Origin of the sequence: Streptomyces sp. GESEQ-35 (genome assembly GCF_017948485.1) — a bacterium.
Lineage (GTDB): Bacteria > Actinomycetota > Actinomycetes > Streptomycetales > Streptomycetaceae > Streptomyces.
This window is the reverse complement of the sequence record NZ_JAFFSX010000008.1, coordinates 100851-122280: the sequence shown is the minus strand read 5'-3', so window position 1 is coordinate 122280 and position 21430 is coordinate 100851. Positions and strand designations below refer to the sequence as shown.

Sequence of the window (21430 nt, the reverse complement as noted above, 5' to 3'; positions counted from 1 at the left end):
CGAGGCAACGATCACTAGAACCTTAATGAAGGTTAGGCTAACCTTGCCCCGTGCCACCACCCATCCCGCCACCCGACCGAGGAGAATCCTCCATCAGGTACGACAACCGCCCCGCGACGACGGCCTGTTGGTGTTCGATCCCGGACAGGTCGTTCCAGGAAGACGAACTCTCCGGGGCCCGGCAACAGCGAGTGTGGGTGGCTGCGGCGCTCACTCAGCACACCGACATCCTGCTGCTGGGCACGGACCGGGGGCGGCCATGAGGAACGCCTCGCACTCCGACCCGTTGGGGCTGGGGCGGGGACCTTTGACCCGTCGGATACCTGTGCTTTGGCAGGCGCCCACCGATCCGCCCGAGGTCCAGCCGTTCGAGGCCGGCTCGGGGACCACGGCCGGTCGATTCCTGTTGCGCGTGATCCTCTCGGTGCGGCGGGTCTCCGTTCCTGCGGCGCTGGCCGCGATCGTGTGGCAGGTGGGCGAGGCTGCGGTCCCAGTGGTGATGGGCCTTGCGATCGACCGGGCGTTGGCAACCGGGAACGCGGGGCAGTTGGTGCTGTGGCTTGGCGTACTGGTGGCCTTGTACATCGTGTTGACGGTGGCGGCGAAGTTCGCTGTCCAACTGACCGCGTATGCGATACAGCTGCTGCAGCACCGCCTCCGGAGCACCCTCTCGACCGGCGTACTGCATCCGGTCGGCGGCAGCGTCCACGCGCCGGGCGGCGGCGTCGTCTCGGTGATGACCAACGACGTCGCCCGCCTGGCGAACGGGGTTCAGCTCGTGATCATGCCGATCGCGAGGATCACGACCATCGGATTCATCGCTGTGTCGCTGTTGACGACGCACTGGCTACTCGGGCTCGCGGTGCTGGTGGGGGCGCCGGTGGCGGTGTGGTTGATGGGCATCCTCAGCGAACGGCTGTCCCGGGACACCCGTGAGTACCAGGGACTGCTGGCCACCACAGTCGGACTGGCCACGGATGTCGTGGCCGGCTATCGGGTGGTCAAGGGGATACGCGCCGAGGCCGAGGCGACCAGCAGGTACCGGCAGGCAAGCCAGGAGACGCTGGTCGGCGCCAAGCGCAATGCGGGACTGCTGGGGAGATTTCTCATGGGCTCCGGTGTGGTCACCGGCACATTCGTCGCAGCGGTGATGGGGCTGGCGGGCTGGTTCGCCGTGGACGGGCAGCTGAGCATCGGCGAGCTGATCGCCGCCGTCGGCCTCGCTCAGGCGCTGCTGCCGCAGATCCAGTCGATCGCGAACGATTCCATCCCCAACCTCGCCGGATCCCGCGCCTCGTCCGCGCGCATCCTCGACGTGCTGAAGACCGACGTCGCCGTGACGCCCGAGCCTGACGACGCGGCGCGGCCGGTGGTTGGGCAGCTGCCGGTGCTGGAGGTGTCCACGCCCAGCGCGACGATCCGGGTGGAGCCCGGCGAACTCGTGGGAGTGCGCACCGACGACCTGACCGCTGCCCGCGTCGCGGAGGCGCTGCTGGATCCACGCGGGCCTGGCAGCGAGGTGGCGGTGCGGCTGGACGGCATCGCCGCGCGGGAGTTGACCGCGCAGGAGTACCGCTCCCGGGTCACGTTCACCCCGCACCGGGTCATGCTGTTCAGCGGAACGATCCGCGACAATCTCACCGCCACCGCGGCCGCACCCGACCTGGTGACAGCTGCGGTACGAGCTGCGGCATGCGGTGATTTCGCCGCCGATCTCGACCTCCCGGTCGGCGAGGACGGCAATCGCTTCTCCGGCGGCCAGCTCCAGCGACTCGCGCTTGCCCGCGCCCTGGCGAGCGACGCGCCGGTGCTCGTGCTGCACGACCCGACCACGGCGGTCGACTCGGTCACCGAGCACACGATCGCGAAGCGGCTGCGTGACGTCCGCGCGGGCCGCTCGACTCTGCTGATCACCTCCTCCCCCGCGTTGCTGGGCAGCTGCGACCGCGTCGTCGACCTGCTCGAGGACGCACCGGTGCGCGTAAGGACAACGCCATGAGCGGGGCATCCGCGGCAACCGGGCACGCGCTGCCGGTCGCGGGCAGCAGGGAGACAGCCAGGGAGGTGTGGCGGCTCAGCCGCGGGCACCGGCTCCGGCTCGCCACTGTCGGAGTGCTGGGGATCGTCAGCACCGGTGTCAACCTGATCCCGCCCGTGATCATCGGGTTCCTCGTCGACCGGGTGCAGGCTGGTACCGCTGACCTCGGCACCGTGCTGACGGTCACGGCCGTCATGGCGCTCTCGGCAGTTCTCGGCGCGGTCGGCACCGCGGTGACGATCGTGCTCGCCACCCGCGTCTACCACACCATCCTCGCCGCGCTGCGCGAACAGCTCGTGGGCCGCGCCATGACACTCCCGCAGCACATCGTCGAACGCGCCGGGACCGGGGACCTGATCTCCCGGACCAGCGACGACGTCACCGCGGTAGCCGATGCCGCACCCGCCGTGATCCCCGCGCTCACCGTCAGCGCGTTCACCATCGTCGCGTCGCTGGGCGGGCTTGCGGCACTGGAATGGCCGTACGCCGCCGCGTTCGCCGTCGTACTGCCGGTCTACGTACTCGTCATGCGCTGGTATCTCCGCGTCGGCCCGCGGGTATATGGCGCCGAACGCGCGGCGATGAGCGCGCGGGCGCAGCAGATCCTCGAGTCCCAGCGCGGCTACGCCACCGTGCTCGGGCTCGGGCTCACCGAGCAGCGGCACCACACCGTGATGGCCACGTCCTGGGGCGTCGCGGTGCACACACTCCGCGCGCGCACCGTGATGGCCATGCTCAGCCTCCGCCTGAACCTCGGCGAATGTCTGAGCCTGGCCACCGTCCTCGTCGTCGGCTTCGTCCTGATCGAGGCGGACGCATCCACCGTCGGCGGCGCCACCGCCGCGACGCTGATCGTCCTGCGCCTGCTCGGACCGATCAACGAGCTGCTGTACGTCGTCGACGACCTCCAGTCGGCCCTCGCATCGCTCAGCCGCATGATCGGGGTCGCCACCATCCCGGAGGTAGCGGGCGAGCCGACAGCGACAGCGGACACGGGCATCGCCGTGCGGCTTCACGAGGTCGCGTTCAGCTACGGCGACGGCCCCCGCGTGTTCGACAACCTCACCCTCGACGTCCCGACCGGTCAGCGCGTCGCTGTGGTCGGCGCCTCCGGGGCCGGCAAGACGACGCTTGCCGCCGTCATCGCCGGCATCCATCTACCCGACGCCGGGACGGTGGCCCAGCCCGGCCGAACTACGTTGATCACCCAAGAGACGCACGTGTTCGCCGGCACCCTGCGGGACAATCTCACGCTCGGCGCCCCCGGGGCCACCGACCACGACATCCACGCAGCGCTGGACGCCACCGGGGCTGCCGGTCTGCTCGACCTGCTGCCGGACGATCTCAACACGATGATCGGCACCGGCGGGCATCCGCTCACCGATGCACAGGCTCAACAGCTCGCCCTCGCCCGGCTACTGCTCGCCGACCCGGAACTGGCGATCCTCGACGAGGCGACCGCCGAGGCCGGCTCCACCCATGCGGGGTTGTTGGACCGTGCCGCCGAGGCGGCTTTGCGTGGTCGCACCGGGTTGGTGATCGCGCATCGCCTCTCCCAAGCCGCGACCTGTGACCGGATCGTCGTCATGGAGCACGGCCGGATCATCGAGACCGGAACACATGACGAGCTGGTCGCCGCTGGTGGGGTGTACGGCGGGCTGTGGAGCGCGTGGGAGGCCGGACGGAGCATGAACAACGAGCTTGGAAGGACTGACTCATGACGGGAAATGTTGTCGGCACGCCGGACAACACAGCGGTACGGACCGCATTGTGGCGCGCCTTGCACACACAGGTGGACGAGCCGCCGCACGTCCTTGAGGACGTCCTGGGTGCCCGGCTGGCGCAGGACGACGACGGATGGCGCGAGCGCGGAGACATGGTCCCTGGCGACTCGCGAGGAAAGCGCGCCACGATCGTCGGGCGGGCGCGGTTGACCGAGGACCTGGTGGCGCAGGCCGCGAGCCGCGGCGTGGATCAGTACGTGATCCTCGGCGCGGGCTTGGACACTTACGCTCAGCGTCATCCCGATGCGGGCTCGACCATGACCGTCTTCGAGATCGACCAGCCGGAGACGCAGGGATGGAAGCGGAGCCGGTTGATCGAACTCGGATATGACATCCCGGATTGGTTGCGCCTGGTTCCGGTCGATTTCGAAGCGAATGACGACTGGTGGGATCGGCTACAGGCGGCGGGATTCGATACCTCACGTCCCGCGGTGGTGTCCTGGCTGGGGGTCACCATGTATCTGACCGAAGAGGCCACGACGGCGACCCTCAAGCGGGTGGCGAGTCTGCCGTCCGGCTCCTCGCTGATCCTTACGTTCTTCCGTCATCTCGAAGATCTCGCGCCCGAGGACGTACAGATTCGGCGAGCTTCCAGGGAGGGTGCTCGGCGGGCCGGTACGCCGTTCATCGGCTTTTACACTCCCGGCCAGATCATCGAACTGGCGCGACAAGCAGGTTTCGCCGACGCCGAACACGTCTCGGCAACCGACCTGGCCGATCGCTACTTCGCGGGCCGGACCGACGGCCTACGACCGTACAGCGGCGAGGAAGCGCTGATCGCCACCGTGTGACACAGCCGGCTGGAACTGTCAAAAGAGGTTGGGCAAGCAATGAACGAGGAGTCCTGATGAGCCTGAGCACCGAGCAGTTGATCGCCGACGTCGCCGACGTGTTGTACCTCGAACCCGCGGAGATCGACTACGAGTTGAGCCTCCGCGACCAGGGGATGGACTCGGTGCGCCTCATGGATCTGGTGGAGCGGTGGCGCACCGCGGGGGTGGACCGGATCGACTTCATCACCCTGGCCGAGGACTCGCGACTGGGTCACTGGATCGAGGTCATGGAGAAGCTCCAAGCTGGTGACGAAGTGGCTTCATGACCCTGCGGTAGGGCGGTCGCCGGGCTCGTCGTGGACGACCCGGCCGGACTGCTCGGCGGGCCCACAACCTCAGGTCACGGCGCCAGCACTCGCAACGTGTTACCCCACCCCACGAGCGACGTCGCGATCACTGTCAATCCGGCGCCGGCAATGACCGCCTCGAGTTCGTCCTCGGTGCGGTATCCAGACCCGTGGAGCGTCAACCGCAGAATGTCGAGTTCTGCGTCATGTTCGTCCAACTCGTCGAGATCGAAAGTGTCCTCCACCAACAGCACCCGGCCACCGGGGCTCAGGCTCGCAGCGGCCTGCTGAAGAATGAGCTTCGCCTCCGCGTCACGATACTGCCCGAGCGTGTCGATGATCAGTACGGCGTCCGCAGGTTCGGTCTTTTCGAACACCGACTGCTCGACAATCCGTATCCGGTCGCGTCGCGTCGCATCCGCGATGCTGATCGGAATGTCCCTGCGGAACCAATCCGCCGCGGTAGGGAGCGCCACGATGGTCACCGTCGCCTCCGGATGCCCCGCAGTGAGGTAGTCGGCGTGGACCACTGCACCAGCTGCGTGGACAACCACCTTGCCGACGCCCCCGAGCACGGGTGACTTCGCGAGCGGCTCGGCGAGTACCTGCGCGAACCGGGACTTGTCCTCCAAACGCTTGTGCTCAAAGGTCGCATCGCTGCGGAGGGCGTCCCAATCTTTGCCGGTCACCGACTCCAACACCGGATGATCGTGGCGGACCGCCGCTTCAAGACCGTAGAAGGCCTGCGACATGCGGAAGTCGACCCCGCCGGAAACCAGGTGATCGAGCACGGACTCGTTGGTCAGAAACTCGCCGGTCTCACTGAGCTTGTATCCATCGCCTTCTTGTTCCAGGAGTTCGATCGCCCGCAGGTACCGCAAGAACTTCGCCAGGGAGCGTTCGTTCGCGCCGGTGTGCAGTGCGAGCGCGGGTACGGTGCGCACTCCGCGGCTGATGCAGTCGGCGATGCCGAGATTCGCGGCCGCCCGAATCGCCAACGGCGGAAGCAACTCGGACATCTCGTGGAACTTCTCGAAGGCCTCGTCGTTGCGCTCGGGGTCCGGCATGGCGGGGTCTTCGTCCAACGCCACAACCTCTGCGCGCCGCCAGTAGCCGGTGAAGTCGATGTCGGACTTGTCGACACCGCGCTCCTCGATGAGATACCGCCGCAGATCACGTACTACGGACTGTTCCCCGGCGAGCCAAGCGAACATCGAGCCCTCTCGCCGGCCGGCCTCGCGTACTGCCCGCAGCAGCAATGGCTTGGATCCCGCTGCCAGTCCGTTCCGCACGACCCAGGTCACCTCGACACCGGGGCGTTCCGGGAAGTCGATCCGGTGCGACTCCTCGGCCACCTCGATGTAGACCTCGGCCTGTGCTTCGTCGGGCAGTTCCCCGAGCAACCGGTCGATCGCCGGGATGGCCGTGTCGTCGCCGACGACGAGGTACCAGTCGTAACCCTCAGGCCGCCTGGTGGAGACCGAAGGTCCCCCGACGTGGAGGCGATCGCCGGGGTTCGCCCGGTACGCCCACGTCGTCGCGACGCCCACACCATGCTTCACGAAGTCGATGTCGAGCTCGCGAGCCTGCGCGTCGTAACGTCGTACCGTGTAGACCCGCCACAGCGCCGGCGGGTCGGCCGGCCACCTGTACTTGCCGTCCTTGTAGACCGGGACCACTGGCTCGTTTTCCCCGGGGTACGGGAAGATCAACCGGACATTGTCGTCGAAACCCTCGCTGGCGAACTCGGGGAAGGTCGTACCGTCGCTTCCGGTAAACGATCCCAGCTGATCACCGGTCAGGGTCACACGGCGCATCCCGGGAGTGACATCGACAACCCGCGCCACCTCCAACTCCCGCAGGACAATGGTGTGTACGACGCTGGGGCGAGCACGACGCGGCACGGCGACTCCTCATCGAGCAGGTGGCGTACCGAAACGCGGTCTGCCAATAGTCAGACACCAAAGCTTAGCATTGCCTAACCTAATGACGGAGTTGGTCTGCCAGAGCTGCTCGGAGATCGGTGACCACTTTTTCCGCGAAGCCGAGGAAAGTGATCGTTGTCGTGTCCGGGGCGATGTGATAACGGACAACCGCGCGATACAACTGCTCGGTGCCCTCTGGGGTTGGTGACCCGCTGTCCGGCCCATAGACCCGCGTGAGAATCACCGCGGGCGAGGGGGCACGCCGCAATGCTCGGCGTCCGGCCTTGTTGTGGTAGCGCAGCAGTGCCAGCTCGGCGGTCCCGGTCGGCTCGGCCTCGTCGAGAGCGATGGTGGCGGCCGCGGTGAACGGACCGACTGACATCGTGTTGTCATCGGGAGTCAGCGCGACGTCTTCGTCGACCACGCCGCCGATCAGCGGTGCGATTCCTGTTGAGTGGAGCGCGTTGCGGATGGCTTTGCTGACGACGCCTTCGGTGAGGGAGCTGTCCCAGCGGAAGGTGGAGACGGTGGCATAAGCAAAGGTGGGTACGTCGATCGTCTGGGCTCGGGCGAGAAGGCCCTTCCAGCGATCGAGGCCGTCCGTGGCGACCGCGTCGCCGGCTGCTTCGATTGCTTCGAGCGCAGGGACGAGCGCTGGTGGGCGGGACACTTCTGCTACGCCGGACACCGCCTGCTGAAGTGCCTCCGCCAGACGGTGCAGCGAGGCTCGGTCGACGGTTGCCGCGTGGACGGCGAGCACCGCGACCGTCTGTTCCGGGTTGTGTGTGAATGCGAGGGCAGCCGGGCGGCCGGTCGAGATGTCAATGAGATCAACGGCGGCCGACCTGATTGCGTCAACGTCGACGTTCGTGTCGGCGGTCAGCTCCACGGTCTGGGGCTGGACTGTTTCTGGAGGTAGGAGGTAGGTGAACCAGAGCCGCCGGCCGGTAGCGTCGACTGACAGGCGAAGCGCGTCCGTGTTGGCGACGAGTGAGCGGAAAGACGAGGCGACCGATTCGCTCGTCGACCGCGCGGGCAAGTTGATGAGCTCGGTGAAGACGTACTCATCGGGCGCGGCGTCCGCCTCGCGCAAGCGCTCGAGGGCAGCAGAAGTCGGCACAAGAACCGGCTCGGCCGAAATGGCGCCGTGCGTCGACGGCGCAAGCAGCGCGGCGAGGGCGCCGATAGTCCGTCGCACGAACACCTCGGACAGTTTGAACGTCAGATCGTGCTCACGAGCGCGGGCAACGAGTCGTGCCGCGGAAATGCTGTCGCCACCCAGGCGGAAGAAGTCGTTGTCCACGCCGAGGTCGACGTCGTCGCTGAGGTGCAGTACGTCGCGGAAGATGCCGGCGAGGGCGATCTCGGTGTCGGTTTCCGGTGGCCGGCCGTCGGCTGTGCCGGCAGCCAGGCTCGGTTGCGGCAACGCGCGGCGATCCAGTTTCCCGTTCGCCGTGACCGGGAATCGGTCCAGGCGCAGGAACGTCGCGGGCAGCATGTAGTCCGGCAGCGACTGTGCGAGATGCTCGCGCAGCGCGTCGAACAGCACCGCGTCCTCGGCCGTCGTGGCACTGGCCGTGGTCACGTATGCCGCGAGGTACTTTCCGCCGGCCGGGTGATCCAAGGTGGCGATCGCCGCACCCGACACTCCTGGATGCTGTTCGAGGACGGCACTGATTTCGCCGGGTTCGATCCGGTATCCGCGTATTTTCACCTGATCATCGCTGCGACCGAGGTATTCCAACTGCCCTTGGGAGTTCCACCGCACCACATCGCCCGTGCGATACAACCGTGCGCCCTGGTCACTGAACGGATCAGCCACAAATCGGTCAGCGGTCAGGCCCGCGCGAGCCACATATCCATCCGCGAGTTGTACCCCGCCCAGGTAGAGCTCACCTGCCACACCGACCGGCACCGGACGCAACCACGTGTCAAGAACACGCGCCGTCGTATTCGCCACCGGAACACCGATCGGCACCCCCACCGCATCGACGAGCTCGGCCTGAACCACCGGGTGAGCGGTCACATCCACGGCCGCCTCCGTCGGCCCGTAGAGGTTGTGCAAGTGCGCGTTCTCGAACAGCGCAACGGCACCGGCGGCGGGAGACACGGGCAATGCCTCGCCGGAGCAGAACACTCGTCGTACCGAATCCACCGACGTCCGGTCCGCGTCCGAGGTGAGGAATGCCTGCAGCATCGACGGCACAAAATGAGTGATCGTCACCGCGCGACGATCAATCACTTCGAGCAGATATTGTGGATCCTTGTGTCCGCCCTCCTGCGCCACGATCACCACTGCGCCGGTGACCAGCGGCAGGAAGAACTCCCACACCGACACGTCGAACGTGAACGGGGTCTTCAACAGCACCCGATCCGGCGCACCGATCCGGTAGAGATCACGCATCCACAACAGTCGGTTGACTATTGCTCGGTGGGTGATCTGAACGCCTTTGGGGCGTCCGGTGGTGCCGGAAGTGAAGATCACGTACGCGGCATCCGCCGGGAGCAGCGGACGCGATACCTGCGGTGGGTCGATCACGCCGGCATCGAGGTGTTGCCGCACCAATTCGTCGTCGATGAACAGGTTGCGCACAGGATGATCGGTGAGCACATGATGATGAACACCGGCGGTGTGCCGGTCTGTGATCACCGCACGTGGTTCGGCGTCCGCAAGAATGTGCTTGACGCGTTCGGCGGGGTAGTCGGGGTCGATCGGCACATACGCCGCCCCGGCACGGATCACCGCGGCCAGAGCGACCACCAGATCGGCCGAGCGCGGCAGTGCGACCGCGACCCGATCCCCGACCCGCACGCCCTCCTCGACGAGGAGGTGGGCGAGAGCGTTGATCCGCGCATCAAGGTCGCCATAGGTGAGTTCAGTGCTGTCGTCAGCGATGACCGCGACCACGTCCGGGCTCGCCGCGACCTGCCGGCGCACCAACTCGTCAAGAGTCGCCCCGGGAACATCGAGCGTCTCACCACACGACCACGCATCGAGTTGTCGCGACTCCGGTGCGGGCAACAGGTCCATGTCACCGACCCGCGCCTCTGGACCGGCAGCGATCGTCTCCAGCACCGACTTGAAGACGGCGACAAACCGCTCAGCAGTAGCACCATCGAACAGATCGGTCGCGTAAGAGAGTTTCCCCTTCAGATCGTTGAGCGAATCGAAGATGTCAAGGTCGAGATCGGTCTTGACCGCGCCTACCGCCGCGGGACTCGGTGTCGTCGTGACATTCCCGATGTGCAGGCCATTCGCGCGGCGGCTGTCAGCGACGCGGTGGGTGAGCATGATCTGGAAGAGAGGGTTACGGCCAACGGATCGCTCGGTGCCCAGCGCACGGGTGATTTCTTCGAAGGGTGCGGCCTGGTGCTCGAACCCGCCGAGTACCGTTCGTCTGGTGTTCTGCAGAACGTCGGTGATCGAGTCACCGGCGTCGAACCGATGGCGGATCGGCAGTGTGTTCACGAAGTATCCGACCAGGTCTTCCAGGCCGTCCTCGGTGCGTCCACCGACCGGTGAACCGATCACCACATCCGCACCGGCGCCCAGCGCCGAAACGGTCAACGCGGTCGCAGACTGGAGCGTCATGAACATGCTCACGCCCTGCTCATCCGCGACCTGACGCAGGCCGGTCACGACCTGTGGATCGATGGTGAACCGCAGATCCGCACCGCGGTGGGTCGGTGCCACCGGTCGGGTCCGGTCCAGCGTGATCGTGGACTCCTCGGGCGCATCCGCGAGGACGTCACGCCAATAGGCAAGATGCTGGGAAAGCAGTGAACGCGAATCCGACGCCTCACCCAGGACGTCGCGTTGCCAGATCGCGTAGTCCGCGTACTGGGCCCGCAACGGCGTCCATACCGGCTCCTGCCCTGCGGCCCGCGCCTGATAAGCGGTCGACAGGTCGCTCAGCAGCGACGGGAACGACCATTCATCCACTGCGTGGTGATGTACCGCGACAACGAACACCCAGTCGTCAGCGCCGGCGCGTAGCAGCGCGACACGGATCGGGATGTCGGCCGCGAGATCAAACCCGGCCTGCACCACCGCGCCCACCCGCGCATCCACGCCGGCAGCATCCACACCCGTGACATCCTCAACGAGCAGAGAGAGCCTGTCGGCCGCTTCGTTCGCTGGAATGACGACCTGACGTAGCGTGCCGTCTTTCTCCACCAAGAGCGTGCGCAGCGCCTCGTGACGAGACACCACATCCCGTACCGCCATGATCAGAACATCAGGATCCAGATCGCCGCCCAAACGCAGCACCACCGGCACCACATACCGCCCACCCGGCCCACCCAACTGACCAATCAGCCAAAGTGCTTGCTGTCCGTATGAGACTGGTAGGACGGCTGGGCGTGGTAGGTCGCCGATTCGTGTGCTGGACGTCTCGGTGGTAGCGGTGGTGGTGTCGGCGATTCGGGCGAGTTCGCTGATGCGGGGGTGGTCGAAGACATCCCGCAACGTGAGTGCGGTGCCGAGCAGTGCGTTGGCGCGTGCGACGACTCGTGTGGCGAGCAGTGAGTGTCCGCCAATGCGGAAGAAGTCGCTGCCCACGCCGAGATCGGTGTTGTTGTCGAGGTGTAGCACATCGCGGAAGATGCCGGCGAGGGCGATCTCGGTGGCGGTTTGCGGTGGCCGGCCATCGGCTGCACCCGCACCGAGGTCTGGTTGCGGCAATGCGTGGCGATCGAGCTTCCCGTTGGCGGTGACCGGGAATCGGTCCAGGCGTGTGAACGTTGCGGGGACCATGTAGTCCGGCAGCGATCGTGCCAGGTGCTCACGGAGTGCGTCGAACCGCACTGCATCCGTGGTGCTGGTCGTGGTGATGTATGCGGCGAGGTATTTTCCGCCGGCGGGATGGTCCAAGGCGGTGATGGCGACGCCTGACACTGCTGGGTGTTGTTCGAGGACGGCGCGGATTTCGCCGGGTTCGATCCGGTATCCGCGTATTTTCACCTGATCGTCGCTGCGGCCGAGGTACTCCAACTGTCCCTGGGAGTTCGATCGCACGACATCGCCGGTGCGATACAGCCGCGCGCCGTTGTCACTGAACGGATCAGCCACGAATCGGTCAGCGGTGAGGCCCGGGCGTGCGACGTATCCGTCGGCGAGTTGCACTCCACCCAGGTAGAGCTCACCTGCCACACCGACCGGCACCGGGCGCAGCCACGCGTCAAGAACGTGCGCTGTCGTGTTCGCGACCGGTGCACCGATCGGGGTGTTGTCGGTGATGATGGCTGCTGTGCCATCGCCGGTAACCTCGGTTGAACCGTAGAAGTTGTGCAGTATTGCTTGTGGTGCGGTCGTGCGCATGGTGGTCGCGGTGCCCGGGGTGAGTGCTTCACCGGAGGAAATCCAGGACCGGATCGTGGTCAGCGCTGTGGGTGCGTCGTCGTGGCGGACGAGGACGTCGGCCAGGCTGGGCACGGTCAGCAGATGTGTGACGCGGTGTCGGACGATTGTGTCGAGCAGGCCGGCTGGATCTTGCGCGGTTTCTGCGGGCACGACCACGATTCGGGCACCGGCGATCATCGGCCCGAACAGCTCGGTCACGGCATCGACAAAACCGACACCACTTTTCGAGAGCGCCACATCGTCTGGTTTGTAGTCCAGTACCTGGTGACCCCATGCGAGGCGGTTCACCAGGCCACGGTGCGAAACGGCGACGCCTTTCGGGTTGCCTGTCGTTCCCGATGTGAAGATCACCACGGCAGCGTCGAGGTCGTTCAGCGGCCGCGTCAGAGCAGGGGCGGCTTTCTGGCCGGTGGCCAGGTGCTGCTGTATGTCGCGGTCATCGATGCGGAGTAGTGGTGCGGGATGTTCGCCCAGTGCCTTTTTGTGTGTTTCGGCGGTGTGTTGGTCGGTGATCACGACGCTGGGTGCGGCGTTGTCGAGGATGTGTTTGATGCGTTCTGTGGGGTATCCCGGATCGATTGGCACGTAGGCCGCTCCCGCGCGCATTACTGCGGTAAGCGCCACGACCAGGTCCACTGAGCGCGTCATGGCGATCGCGGCCCGGTCCCCGACCCGCACGCCCTCATCGATCAGGAGGTGAGTGAGAGCGTTGACCCGTGCATCGAACTGGCTGTAGGTGAGTTCGGTGCCGTTGTCGGTGACGACCGCGACCGCGTCCGGATCGGCCGCGACCCGGTGGCGCACCAGTGCGTCCACTGTCGCGGGCGCAACATCGAGCGTCTCGCCTCGTGCCCACGTCGAGTCCGGACCATCACCATCGGGTGTGAATCCGGTGCTCAGTTGGTGCAGGGTCTGGGTGGGGGAACCGTGGAGGGCGGTGTTGAGGAAACGGCTGAATTGTTCGGCGTGCCGGAGTGGGTTGCCGGTGGTGGAGCCTGTGGACAGTTCTAGCCGGATTCCGGTGTCGGGGTGGCGGTAGATCGCGAGGTCGAGTGATCCGACGGGGCCGGTGCTGATTGTTTCAGGGATCGCGTCGATGTCGCCCAGGCGCGGCATCGATTCGAAGAGTCTGATGTTGATCGTCGGGAGCGCGAGATACGAAGCCTGGCCGCCTGGCCACAGACGGGCAATCTGATGATCTTCAACAGTCGTGTAACGCCGGGAAGTCTTCAGCTGGTTTGCGACGATATCGAGGACACTTTCGAAGGTGTCGTACGGGCTGATCTCGGTGACGACCGGGATTGCCCTTGAGATCGCGCTCGGTGTTTTCAATGATTCGCGATCGTCTCGCATCATCAGAGGAACCCGGACCGCCACGCAGTCACGACCGTCGACCAGAGCGGTATAGACGCCCCACAGCGCGATCAGGGAATCGGTCCAGGAGACCCGTGCCGTGCGGGCGAACTGCTGAACCTTCGAGTAAGTGTCGTCGGGTATCGGGACGACAACTGGTTGGCTTGAGGATACGAAGACTCCCGACAAGTCCTCCACCTGGCTGGTGTTCTCGACCCCGAGGACACTGCTCCAGTACGTGACGTCTACTTCGGCGCTGGAATCGTTGTGCTTGTTGGTGTTTGTGATGTTTTTCAGGGTGCCGAACCAGCGGTCCGGGACCGGGTCGCCGGCCTGCTGTGCGGAGTAGACCTCGGCGACGCGGCGGATGAACAGAGAGATGCTGTAGCCGTCAACGAGCAGGATGTTGGTGATCAGGATCCATGCCCAGGTGCCGTTCTCGCGACGGACAAGGGTCGACTTCGTCGTCGGTTCCCCGGCGGCGGTGGCTGGTGCTGCGGTGAGTTGCCCGCGGGCCAGTACCCGGATCTGGTCGTCGCCGTGGCCGGCGTCGACGATCTCTGTCGAGAGTGTCGTGGTGGTGTCGACGTATTGAAAAGGGACACCGTCGTCGTCGCCGAAACGTACCCGCAACGCGTCGGTCTCTGCGAAAACAACACTGACCGAGGACGCGAACAGGGCCGGATCGACCGGGCCCTTCAGCCAGATCAGCTGACCCGCACAAAATACCGAGGACTCGGGAGCAAGCTTCCGTGCCACCCAATTGCCCCGCTGGCTCGCAGTCAACTCCACACGATCGAAAGTCGTCAACGGAAGCACACCCACTTCTCTTGAGACCAGGTCGAGCCGACCGGGGCAAGGATCACTGCAACCTTAATGAAGGTTAGGCTAACCTTCACAACGTGGTGCCGCCCACCCCAGCACTGTCGAAGCGCTGTCCGGGAAACGCGGGGCACGGTGTGAGTGGTCAGGTCGTTTCGGTTGTGGGTGCCGCTGGTGGGCGTTCACGGCCCAAGGGCACGACTGACGGGGTACCGGCGACCGGATCGGGTACGACGAGGCAGCGGAGTCCGAAGACCTCGTGCACGAGGTCGGCGGTCACGATCTCAGCCGGCGGGCCTTCGGCGACGACATGGCCGTCTTTCATGGCGATCAGGTGGGTGGCATAGCGGGCGGCATGGTTCAGGTCGTGCAGCACGGCGACCAGGGTGTGGCCGACGTGGTGCAGGTCGGTGAACAGTTCCATCAGCTCGATCTGATGGGTGATGTCGAGGAAGGTGGTCGGCTCGTCGAGCAGCATGATGCTCGTGTGCTGCGCGAGTGCCATGGCCACCCACACCCGCTGGCGCTGACCACCCGACAACTCGTCCACCAGGCGGCCGGACAGGTCGGTGACCGCGGTTTGGTCCATCGCCCGCAGTACGGCCTGCTCGTCGGCCTCGGTCCACTGCCGGGTGAACCCCTGATGCGGATACCGGCCCCTGGCCACCAGATCGCCCACGGTGATGCCCTCGGGGGCGAGGGAGGTCTGCGGTAGCAGTCCGACCCGCCGTGCCACCTCCTTGGTCTTGAAGGAGTTGATGTCGGCGCCGTCGAGAACGACCTGCCCGGCCGACGGTTTCAACAGCCGGGACAGGCCGCGTAGCAGGGTGGACTTGCCGCACGCGTTCGGACCCACGATCACGGTGAACGACTCGTCGGGGATCGCCACTGACAGTTCTCGGGAGATGACGCGTTTGTCGTAGCCGATCGTCGCCGATTCCACGTGGAGTCGTGAGCCGCTCGGGTGCGGAGTGGAAGCGGGTGCGTCTCCCTCTGCCGTAAGACGACCGTTGACGGCGCTGGTGTGGGTGCTCAAAGGTGTCTCCTGGCCTCGGTGATCAGCAGCCAGCCGAGGTACCCACCGCCGAGCATGACGGTGATGATGCCGACCGGCAACGGGGTTGGGGCGACGTGCTGGGCAAGGTAGTCCGCCGTCAGACAGAGCAGCGCGCCGACCAGGGCGGCGGGAGCGAGGGTGATCCCCGCGCTGCGGGTCAACCGGCGTGCGATCTGTGGCGCGACCAGCGAGATGAACGCGATCGGGCCCGACGCGGCCGTGACCGTCGCGGTCAACGCCACCCCCAACACGATCAGCCCGAGACGAGTTGCCGAGACCCGCACTCCCTGGGCCGCGGCCGCATCGTCACCCAGTTCCAGTTGCCGCATCTGCCGGCTCGACATCGCCGCCAGCAGCAGGAGCACGGCGATGCAGGCGCCGCCGAAGAAGACCTGGCCCGTGGAGACGCCGTTGAGCGACCCGGCCCGCCATGCCGCGGCGGCCATCGCCTGGTCCAGCTCGGCTTTGAGGATCAGCCAGACGTTGAGCGAGCCGAGCATCGCCGAGATGCCGAGGCCCACGATGATCAGGCGGAACCCCTGCACACCTCGCCGGTAGGCGAGCAGGTACACGGCGAGGGCCGTCGCGATTCCGCCGATCAGGGCTCCGCCGACCAACTGCCAGTAGGTTCCGTTGACGAGGAGGATCACGATCAGCGCCCCGGTGTAGGAGCCGTCGGCGAACCCGATGATGCCGGGGTCGGCGAGCGGATTGCGCAGCGTCGACTGGAAGACCGCGCCGCTCACCCCCAGCGCGGCGCCGAACACCAGCGCCGCGGCGACGCGGGGCAGCCGCCACTCGACCACGATGTCGTGGACGAGCCCGGTCGTCCCACCGGTCAGCGCGGAGATCACCTCGCCTGGACTGAGCTGGTACGAGCCGGTCATCAGCGCGAGCACGGCCATGCAAGCGACCGCCAGCGCGAGGACCGAGCAGACGATGACCGAGCGCCAGTCGAGCCGGACCGCGACCCTCCGGCGCCGCAGCACCAGCACCCGCCGCCCGAAGTCCACCCGGCGCGTCCCCGGTGACCAGGCAGTCCGGGAGGAACCAGCATGCGGATCGAGTCCGCTGCGCGCGCTCATAGCCCGCTCGCTTTCTTCTGCCGCACCAGCGCGATGAGCACGGGGGCGCCGACGAAGGCGGTGACGATGCCCACGGGGATCTCGCCGGGCCGCATCACGACCCGCCCGAGAATGTCGGAGGCCAGGAGCAGGATCGGGGCCAGCAGCACGCTGTAGGCGAAGATCCAGCGCTGGTCCGGGCCGACGATCCAGCGCGCGACGTGCGGGACCATCAGTCCGACGAAGCCGATCGGCCCGGCGATCGCGGTGGCGCCGCCGGCGAGCAGGGTCAGCGCGATGATCGCGAGGATCCGGGTGCGCACCAACCGGACGCCTTGGGCGACGGCCAGCTCGTCACCGAGAGCCATCGCGTTGAGCGAGCCTGACACCGCGAAGGTCAGGATGAGCGCGATCGCGAAGAACGGCAGGGTCGGCCACAGCAGGTCGAGCGGGCGGCTCACGATCGAACCGGCGTTCCAGGATCGCATCTCGTCGAAGGCGTCCGGGTTGGTCAGCTCGAGCGCCGAACCAGCACCATTGAGCACCAGGCCGACGCAGACCCCGGCAAGAACCGTCGTCACCGGCGATTGGCCGCGTCGGGTCGACCCGAGGGCGAGCACCACGAGTGTGACGATCAGCGCTCCGGCAAAGGCGAACCACATGTAGCTCTGAATGTCGCGGACTCCGAGCACCCCCACGGCGACCGTCACCGCGAAGGAGGCGCCCGCGTTCACTCCGAGGATGCCCGGATCGGCCAGCGGATTGCGGGTCAGCGCCTGGATCAATGCCCCCGAGACCCCGAGCGCCGTACCCACGACCAGTCCGACGATGGTGCGCGGCAGCCGGAAGTCCCGGATCGCGAACTGATCGATGTCGTTCGACGGGTGGAACAGGGCATCCCACACCACGGTGGGCGGGATGGCCGTCGAACCGATCATCATGCTCGCCACCACCAACCCCAGGAGCACCGCGAGCGCGACGACCAGGCCGATCCGACGACGACGCGGTCCGGACACCGTCCTGGTGCCCGGACCGACAGGTCGTCGCAGCGCGAGATCCGTCACTTCTTGGCGGGGAGGGTCGCCAGTGCGGTGTCGAGCGATTCCAAGTACCGCAGAACGGCGCCGTAGGAGTTGTTGCCGGGGCAGAAGACGCCGAGCGCGTGACCGGACTGCACGGTGGGCAGCGCCTTCCAGGTGTTGGTCTGAACCACCGGCGCGAAGACCTCTGTCGGCTGACCCTTGGCGTCGGCGGGGTAGGTGATCACGTCGTACTTGGACAGCTCTGCGATCTTCTCGAAGGGCAAGTTCGCGTAGGCCAAGGGGTCGGCGCCGGCGGCCGCCTTGGGGAAGTTCAGGCCGATGTCGTCCTGGGCGATTTCGACGCACCCGATGTCCCCGATGACGAACGTCCCGGGATCGGAACTCGCGTAGCGGTCGAGATTGACGAACTTGGTGTTCTTGATGGCGTCCGAGTACGTCTGCTTCATCTTGGCGACGCGTCCCTCGAAGTCCGCCTTCTGCCGGCTGAGCGCGTCTTTCACGTTGCCGGCCTCCGCGATCGACTCGGCGAGTGCCTTCCACTCGGTGTCGAGCCCCCAGAAGGCCGTGGGGGCGATCGCCCCGAGTTGCTTCTCAATCTTCTTGAACTCGGCATCGGGAATCTGGACCAGGATGAGGTCCGGCTTGAGGCTGGCGACCTTTTCGAGGTCCACCTCTTCACCGAGGTTCGTGGCTTTCTCGAACGTTGCGCGCTGCTCCTGCGGCAACAAGCTGAGTTCGGACTCGGCCACCCCGGTGACGCCCACCGGCTTGCCACCCATGTCGATGAACGGCAGGTCCGTGTTGCCGATCGTGACGACCCGCTGCGGGGCGGCGGGGACCTTGATGTCGCCGTTGCCGGCCTTGACGGTGCGGGTCTCGTCAGACTTGCCGGCGGCGTTGTCGCCACTGTCGCCGGCGCTGCCGCAGGCCGTGAGGACGAGCGTGGCGCTCAGGATCGCGGCGGTCAGGGCCGCGCCGCGCCCTCTCAGGGGTGTCGTGGTCATGGGCGTGCTCTTCCTTCTTCTTCATGTAGGCGGAAGGTCAGTGGGTGCCGGCGGGTACGAGTTCGTGGACGGTGGTGCCCCACCCGACGGTGTGTGTGGTTGTGCGGACCAGTCCGGCGCGAGTGATCACCGAGTCGAGTTCGGCTGCGGTGCGCAGGCCGGAGCCGTGCACGGTGAGGCCGAGCAGGTCTGCTTCGCCGTCGTGCTCGTCCAGGACGCCGGTGTCGAAGACCTCCTCGATCAGCAGCACCCGGCCGCCTGGGCGGAGGTTCTCGGCTGCCCGGCGCAGTGCGTGGGCGGCGTCCGGGTCGGGCAGGGCTTTGAGAGCGCGACTGATGAACACGGCGTCGGAGTCCGGGCCGGCCTCGAAGACGGATTGCTCGATCAGGCTGACCCGCTCGCGCTGCTGCTCGTCGGGGATGGTGGCGGGCAGGTCGCGGCGCAGCCAGTCGGCCTGGGCGGGCAGCGCACAGATCGTCACGCGCAGGTCTTCGTGGACGGCGACGAACTCACGAGCCTGGGCGCCCGCGCCACCGGAGTGGATCACCAGATGGCGGACCCCGGCGAGCAGCTCGGACTTGGCGATCGACATGGCCAGCGCGGGCTGGAACTTCGCCAGGCGTTCCAGGTAGCGGTCCTCGTAGTCCTGTTCGGCTCGCACGTCGGCGAAGGTCTGCCCGGTCGCAGACGCGTAGGAGGGACGGCCGGTGCGGATCGACTCGGTGAGTCCGTGGACGCCGAGCATCTCCCGGCCCACCACCCCGGCAGGATGCAGAGTGTCGGCCATGAACTCGTTGGTCAGAACCTCGCCCACCGCCGTCAGCCCGAAGCGGCCCGGTTCGGTTTCGGTCACGATGCCCACAGCGTGCAGGTAGCGCAGCAGCTTGCCCAGCGCTCGCTCATCGCTTTCGGTCCTGCCTGCCAGGTCCGCGACACCGGTGACGCCGCGGGAGATCAGCTCGGGTACGCCCAGCTCGACGGCGGTACGGATCGCGATCGGCCGGATCAGCTCGGTCAGCTCATGGAGCTTCTCGAACGGCGTGATCGACTGCTCGGGGTCGGGTACCGCCTCGTCGGTCTCCAGGACGACGACCTCGCCACGGCGCCAGTATCCGGTGAACTCGATGTCCTCCTTCGGCACTGCCCGGTCTTCGACCAGATGGCGGCGCAGATCCCGTACCGCTGTGTGCTCCCCGGCGACCCAGGCGAACGGGCGACCCTCCCACCAGTCGGTGTTCCCGACCGCGTCCCGCAGGAGGCTGGTCGTACCCGCCTCAGCGCCGTCGCGTACCAACCAGGTCACCTCGACGTGCGGCAGCGCCCGCAGTTCCAGCCGGTGAGCATCCTCGGCGACCTCGATGAACACCTGTGCCCGCGCGTTGTCAGGGAGTTCGTCGAGCAGGCGGGCGATCGCGGGGATCGCAGTGTCGTCACCGGCGACAAGGAGCCAGTCCGTGTCGTGCGGTAGCGCACGAGACGCGCTCGGGCCGTAGAAGTGGATGCGGTCACCGACCTGGGCGCGGTACGCCCAGGTGGTACCCACACCGACGCCGTGCCTGACGAAGTCCACGTCCAGCTCGCCTGCCTCGGGGTCCCAGCGGCGCACCGTGTATGCCTTCGACAGGGGCCGCGGGTTCCTCGGCAGGTCCACGCCCTTCTCCTGCTGCACCGGCAGCACCGGCTCGGCACGGCCGGGGTAACGGAACACCAGACGGATGTCGTCATCGAATCCAGGGGAGTTGAAGGCCGGCTGCGGGAAGCCGTTCGCCGAGGTGAACTCGCAGAGCTGGTCGCCGCTCAGCGTGATCCGTCGCATCCCCGGCGTCAGGTCCACCACCCGCACGACTTCGACCTCCCGCAGGGTCAGGGGGTGCACCGTGAGACGGCGTGAGGTCTTCGGCATGCTGAGAGCGGGCCTTTCCGATGTTCTTCCGGGCTGATGAGGTCGCGCTCCATCGACGCAAGCCTCGGATCATATTAGGTAACCCTTACCTTAAAAGCCAGCTATGAACACCGGCTGCCAGCCGCCGACTTCGGGAGTACGGTCGGATTCGACAGGTCATCCCCGCCGTCCGTTGCTGATCTGGGTCCACACCGGAACAGCACACGTACGCATCGACGGCGCTGAGGCGTTCCACCTCAATGTCGGAGCGGGCGCCTGGATTCCCGCGGACGGGTGGAACCACCGTGCGGTTGTGACCGAGCCGGGCACCGTTGCCGGCATAGTCGCAGCGTCGGGATAGATCAATGCAGAGCAGATCAACTCGGCCGTGGCGGGCGGCTTCCGTGCTGAGGGCGATCATCAGGTGCGATTTACCGGTGCCGGAGTCGCCGATCGACACAGCGGCAGGCCCTTCTTCACCCATTCATGGTTGGCCAGTGAGTGCACGACGGCGGGGTCGATGTTGGGGTTGGCGGCCCTCGAAGAAGACCTCCTGGCCGGAGGAGGCGAACACCCGGTGCACGGCCTTGCCTGAATACGACGACCGAAACGAGCCCCAGATAGCGTGTGACCTGCTCGCTGGCCAGCTTGACGCTGCTTGCGTGGCGAAGCCACACCGGCTCCAACGCCGAAGCGACCGCGCAGTAGCCCACCCCGTACTCACGCTGCAACGCCCGATTCGTCAGCCCAGCACGAGCTGACGACGGATCGCGGCGTAGAGATCGACCTTCAGAACCGGCGACATGCCCGCCTCCACCAACAGACCCGAAGGAGCCTGCCACCAAACCAGTGGTGTTGGGACTCGCCTGCGAAACCACACTGGTCGAGTCGGGTGCCGGTGGCCGGCTCAAGTTCAGTGGGCCACTGCAGTTGCCGGTGGGGAACCATGCCGCCCACAAGCACCCGTTCGCGATAT

At 66.6% G+C, this 21430-nt stretch carries 11 protein-coding genes; 4 read left to right on the top strand and 7 right to left on the bottom strand.

Annotated features, from left to right (window positions below):
- Nucleotides 1-325 precede the first annotated feature (325 nt).
- The 4 genes from KCH87_RS17715 to KCH87_RS17700 are packed head-to-tail and all read left to right on the top strand — an operon-like array spanning nt 326 to nt 4921.
- Nucleotides 326-1999, top strand: coding sequence for an ABC transporter ATP-binding protein (locus KCH87_RS17715; RefSeq protein WP_210587081.1), 1674 nt, complete (start codon nt 326-328; stop codon nt 1997-1999).
- Nucleotides 1996-3759, top strand: a complete 1764-nt coding sequence (locus KCH87_RS17710) for an ABC transporter ATP-binding protein (protein ID WP_210587080.1) — start codon at nt 1996-1998, stop codon at nt 3757-3759. The genes KCH87_RS17715 and KCH87_RS17710 overlap by 4 nt, the downstream gene beginning before the upstream one ends.
- Complete coding sequence (locus tag KCH87_RS17705; RefSeq protein WP_210587079.1) at nt 3756-4613, top strand: class I SAM-dependent methyltransferase; 858 nt, start codon at nt 3756-3758, stop codon at nt 4611-4613. The genes KCH87_RS17710 and KCH87_RS17705 overlap by 4 nt, the downstream gene beginning before the upstream one ends.
- 56 nt (nt 4614-4669) lie before the next feature.
- Entirely contained in the window at nt 4670-4921 is a 252-nt protein-coding gene (locus tag KCH87_RS17700; protein WP_210587078.1) for a phosphopantetheine-binding protein, read from the top strand.
- Nucleotides 4922-4995: 74 nt separating this feature from the next.
- Here the strand turns inward: KCH87_RS17700 and KCH87_RS17695 are convergent, their stop codons facing one another.
- From KCH87_RS17695 to KCH87_RS17665, 7 genes are all read right to left on the bottom strand, one after another.
- A complete protein-coding gene (locus KCH87_RS17695) occupies nt 4996-6846 on the bottom strand; it encodes a siderophore-interacting protein (RefSeq protein ID WP_210587077.1) in 1851 nt (616 codons plus the stop codon).
- 79 nt (nt 6847-6925) lie between these two features.
- On the bottom strand, nt 6926-14392 hold the full coding sequence (locus KCH87_RS17690) for a non-ribosomal peptide synthetase (RefSeq protein ID WP_210587076.1): 7467 nt from the start codon (nt 14390-14392) through the stop codon (nt 6926-6928).
- Nucleotides 14393-14549: 157 nt separating this feature from the next.
- On the bottom strand, nt 14550-15440 hold the full coding sequence (locus tag KCH87_RS17685) for an ABC transporter ATP-binding protein (RefSeq protein ID WP_210587075.1): 891 nt from the start codon (nt 15438-15440) through the stop codon (nt 14550-14552).
- The gene (locus tag KCH87_RS17680) at nt 15437-16546 is read right to left on the bottom strand and encodes an iron chelate uptake ABC transporter family permease subunit (protein ID WP_210587074.1); all 1110 of its coding nucleotides are present in this window, start codon (nt 16544-16546) and stop codon (nt 15437-15439) included. Before KCH87_RS17680 ends, KCH87_RS17685 begins: the two co-directional genes overlap by 4 nt.
- Complete coding sequence (locus KCH87_RS17675) at nt 16543-17541, bottom strand: iron chelate uptake ABC transporter family permease subunit (RefSeq protein ID WP_308298850.1); 999 nt, start codon at nt 17539-17541, stop codon at nt 16543-16545. Before KCH87_RS17675 ends, KCH87_RS17680 begins: the two co-directional genes overlap by 4 nt.
- Nucleotides 17542-17585: 44 nt before the next feature.
- Complete coding sequence (locus KCH87_RS17670; protein WP_247196380.1) at nt 17586-18572, bottom strand: ABC transporter substrate-binding protein; 987 nt, start codon at nt 18570-18572, stop codon at nt 17586-17588.
- Between the two features lie 37 nt (nt 18573-18609).
- Nucleotides 18610-20475, bottom strand: coding sequence for a siderophore-interacting protein (locus KCH87_RS17665; protein ID WP_210587073.1), 1866 nt, complete (start codon nt 20473-20475; stop codon nt 18610-18612).
- Nucleotides 20476-21430 lie beyond the last annotated feature (955 nt).

Excerpts from the sequence above, each read along its gene's own strand:
- KCH87_RS17710 (WP_210587080.1), top strand. The coding sequence starts at position 1,996 with ATGAGCGGGGCATCCGCGGCAACCGGGCACGCGCTGCCGGTCGCGGGC.
- KCH87_RS17705 (WP_210587079.1), top strand. The coding sequence starts at position 3,756 with ATGACGGGAAATGTTGTCGGCACGCCGGACAACACAGCGGTACGGACC.
- KCH87_RS17700 (WP_210587078.1), top strand. The coding sequence starts at position 4,670 with ATGAGCCTGAGCACCGAGCAGTTGATCGCCGACGTCGCCGACGTGTTG.
- KCH87_RS17680 (WP_210587074.1), bottom strand. The coding sequence starts at position 16,546 with ATGAGCGCGCGCAGCGGACTCGATCCGCATGCTGGTTCCTCCCGGACT.
- KCH87_RS17670 (WP_247196380.1), bottom strand. The coding sequence starts at position 18,572 with ATGACCACGACACCCCTGAGAGGGCGCGGCGCGGCCCTGACCGCCGCG.
- KCH87_RS17665 (WP_210587073.1), bottom strand. The coding sequence starts at position 20,475 with ATGCCGAAGACCTCACGCCGTCTCACGGTGCACCCCCTGACCCTGCGG.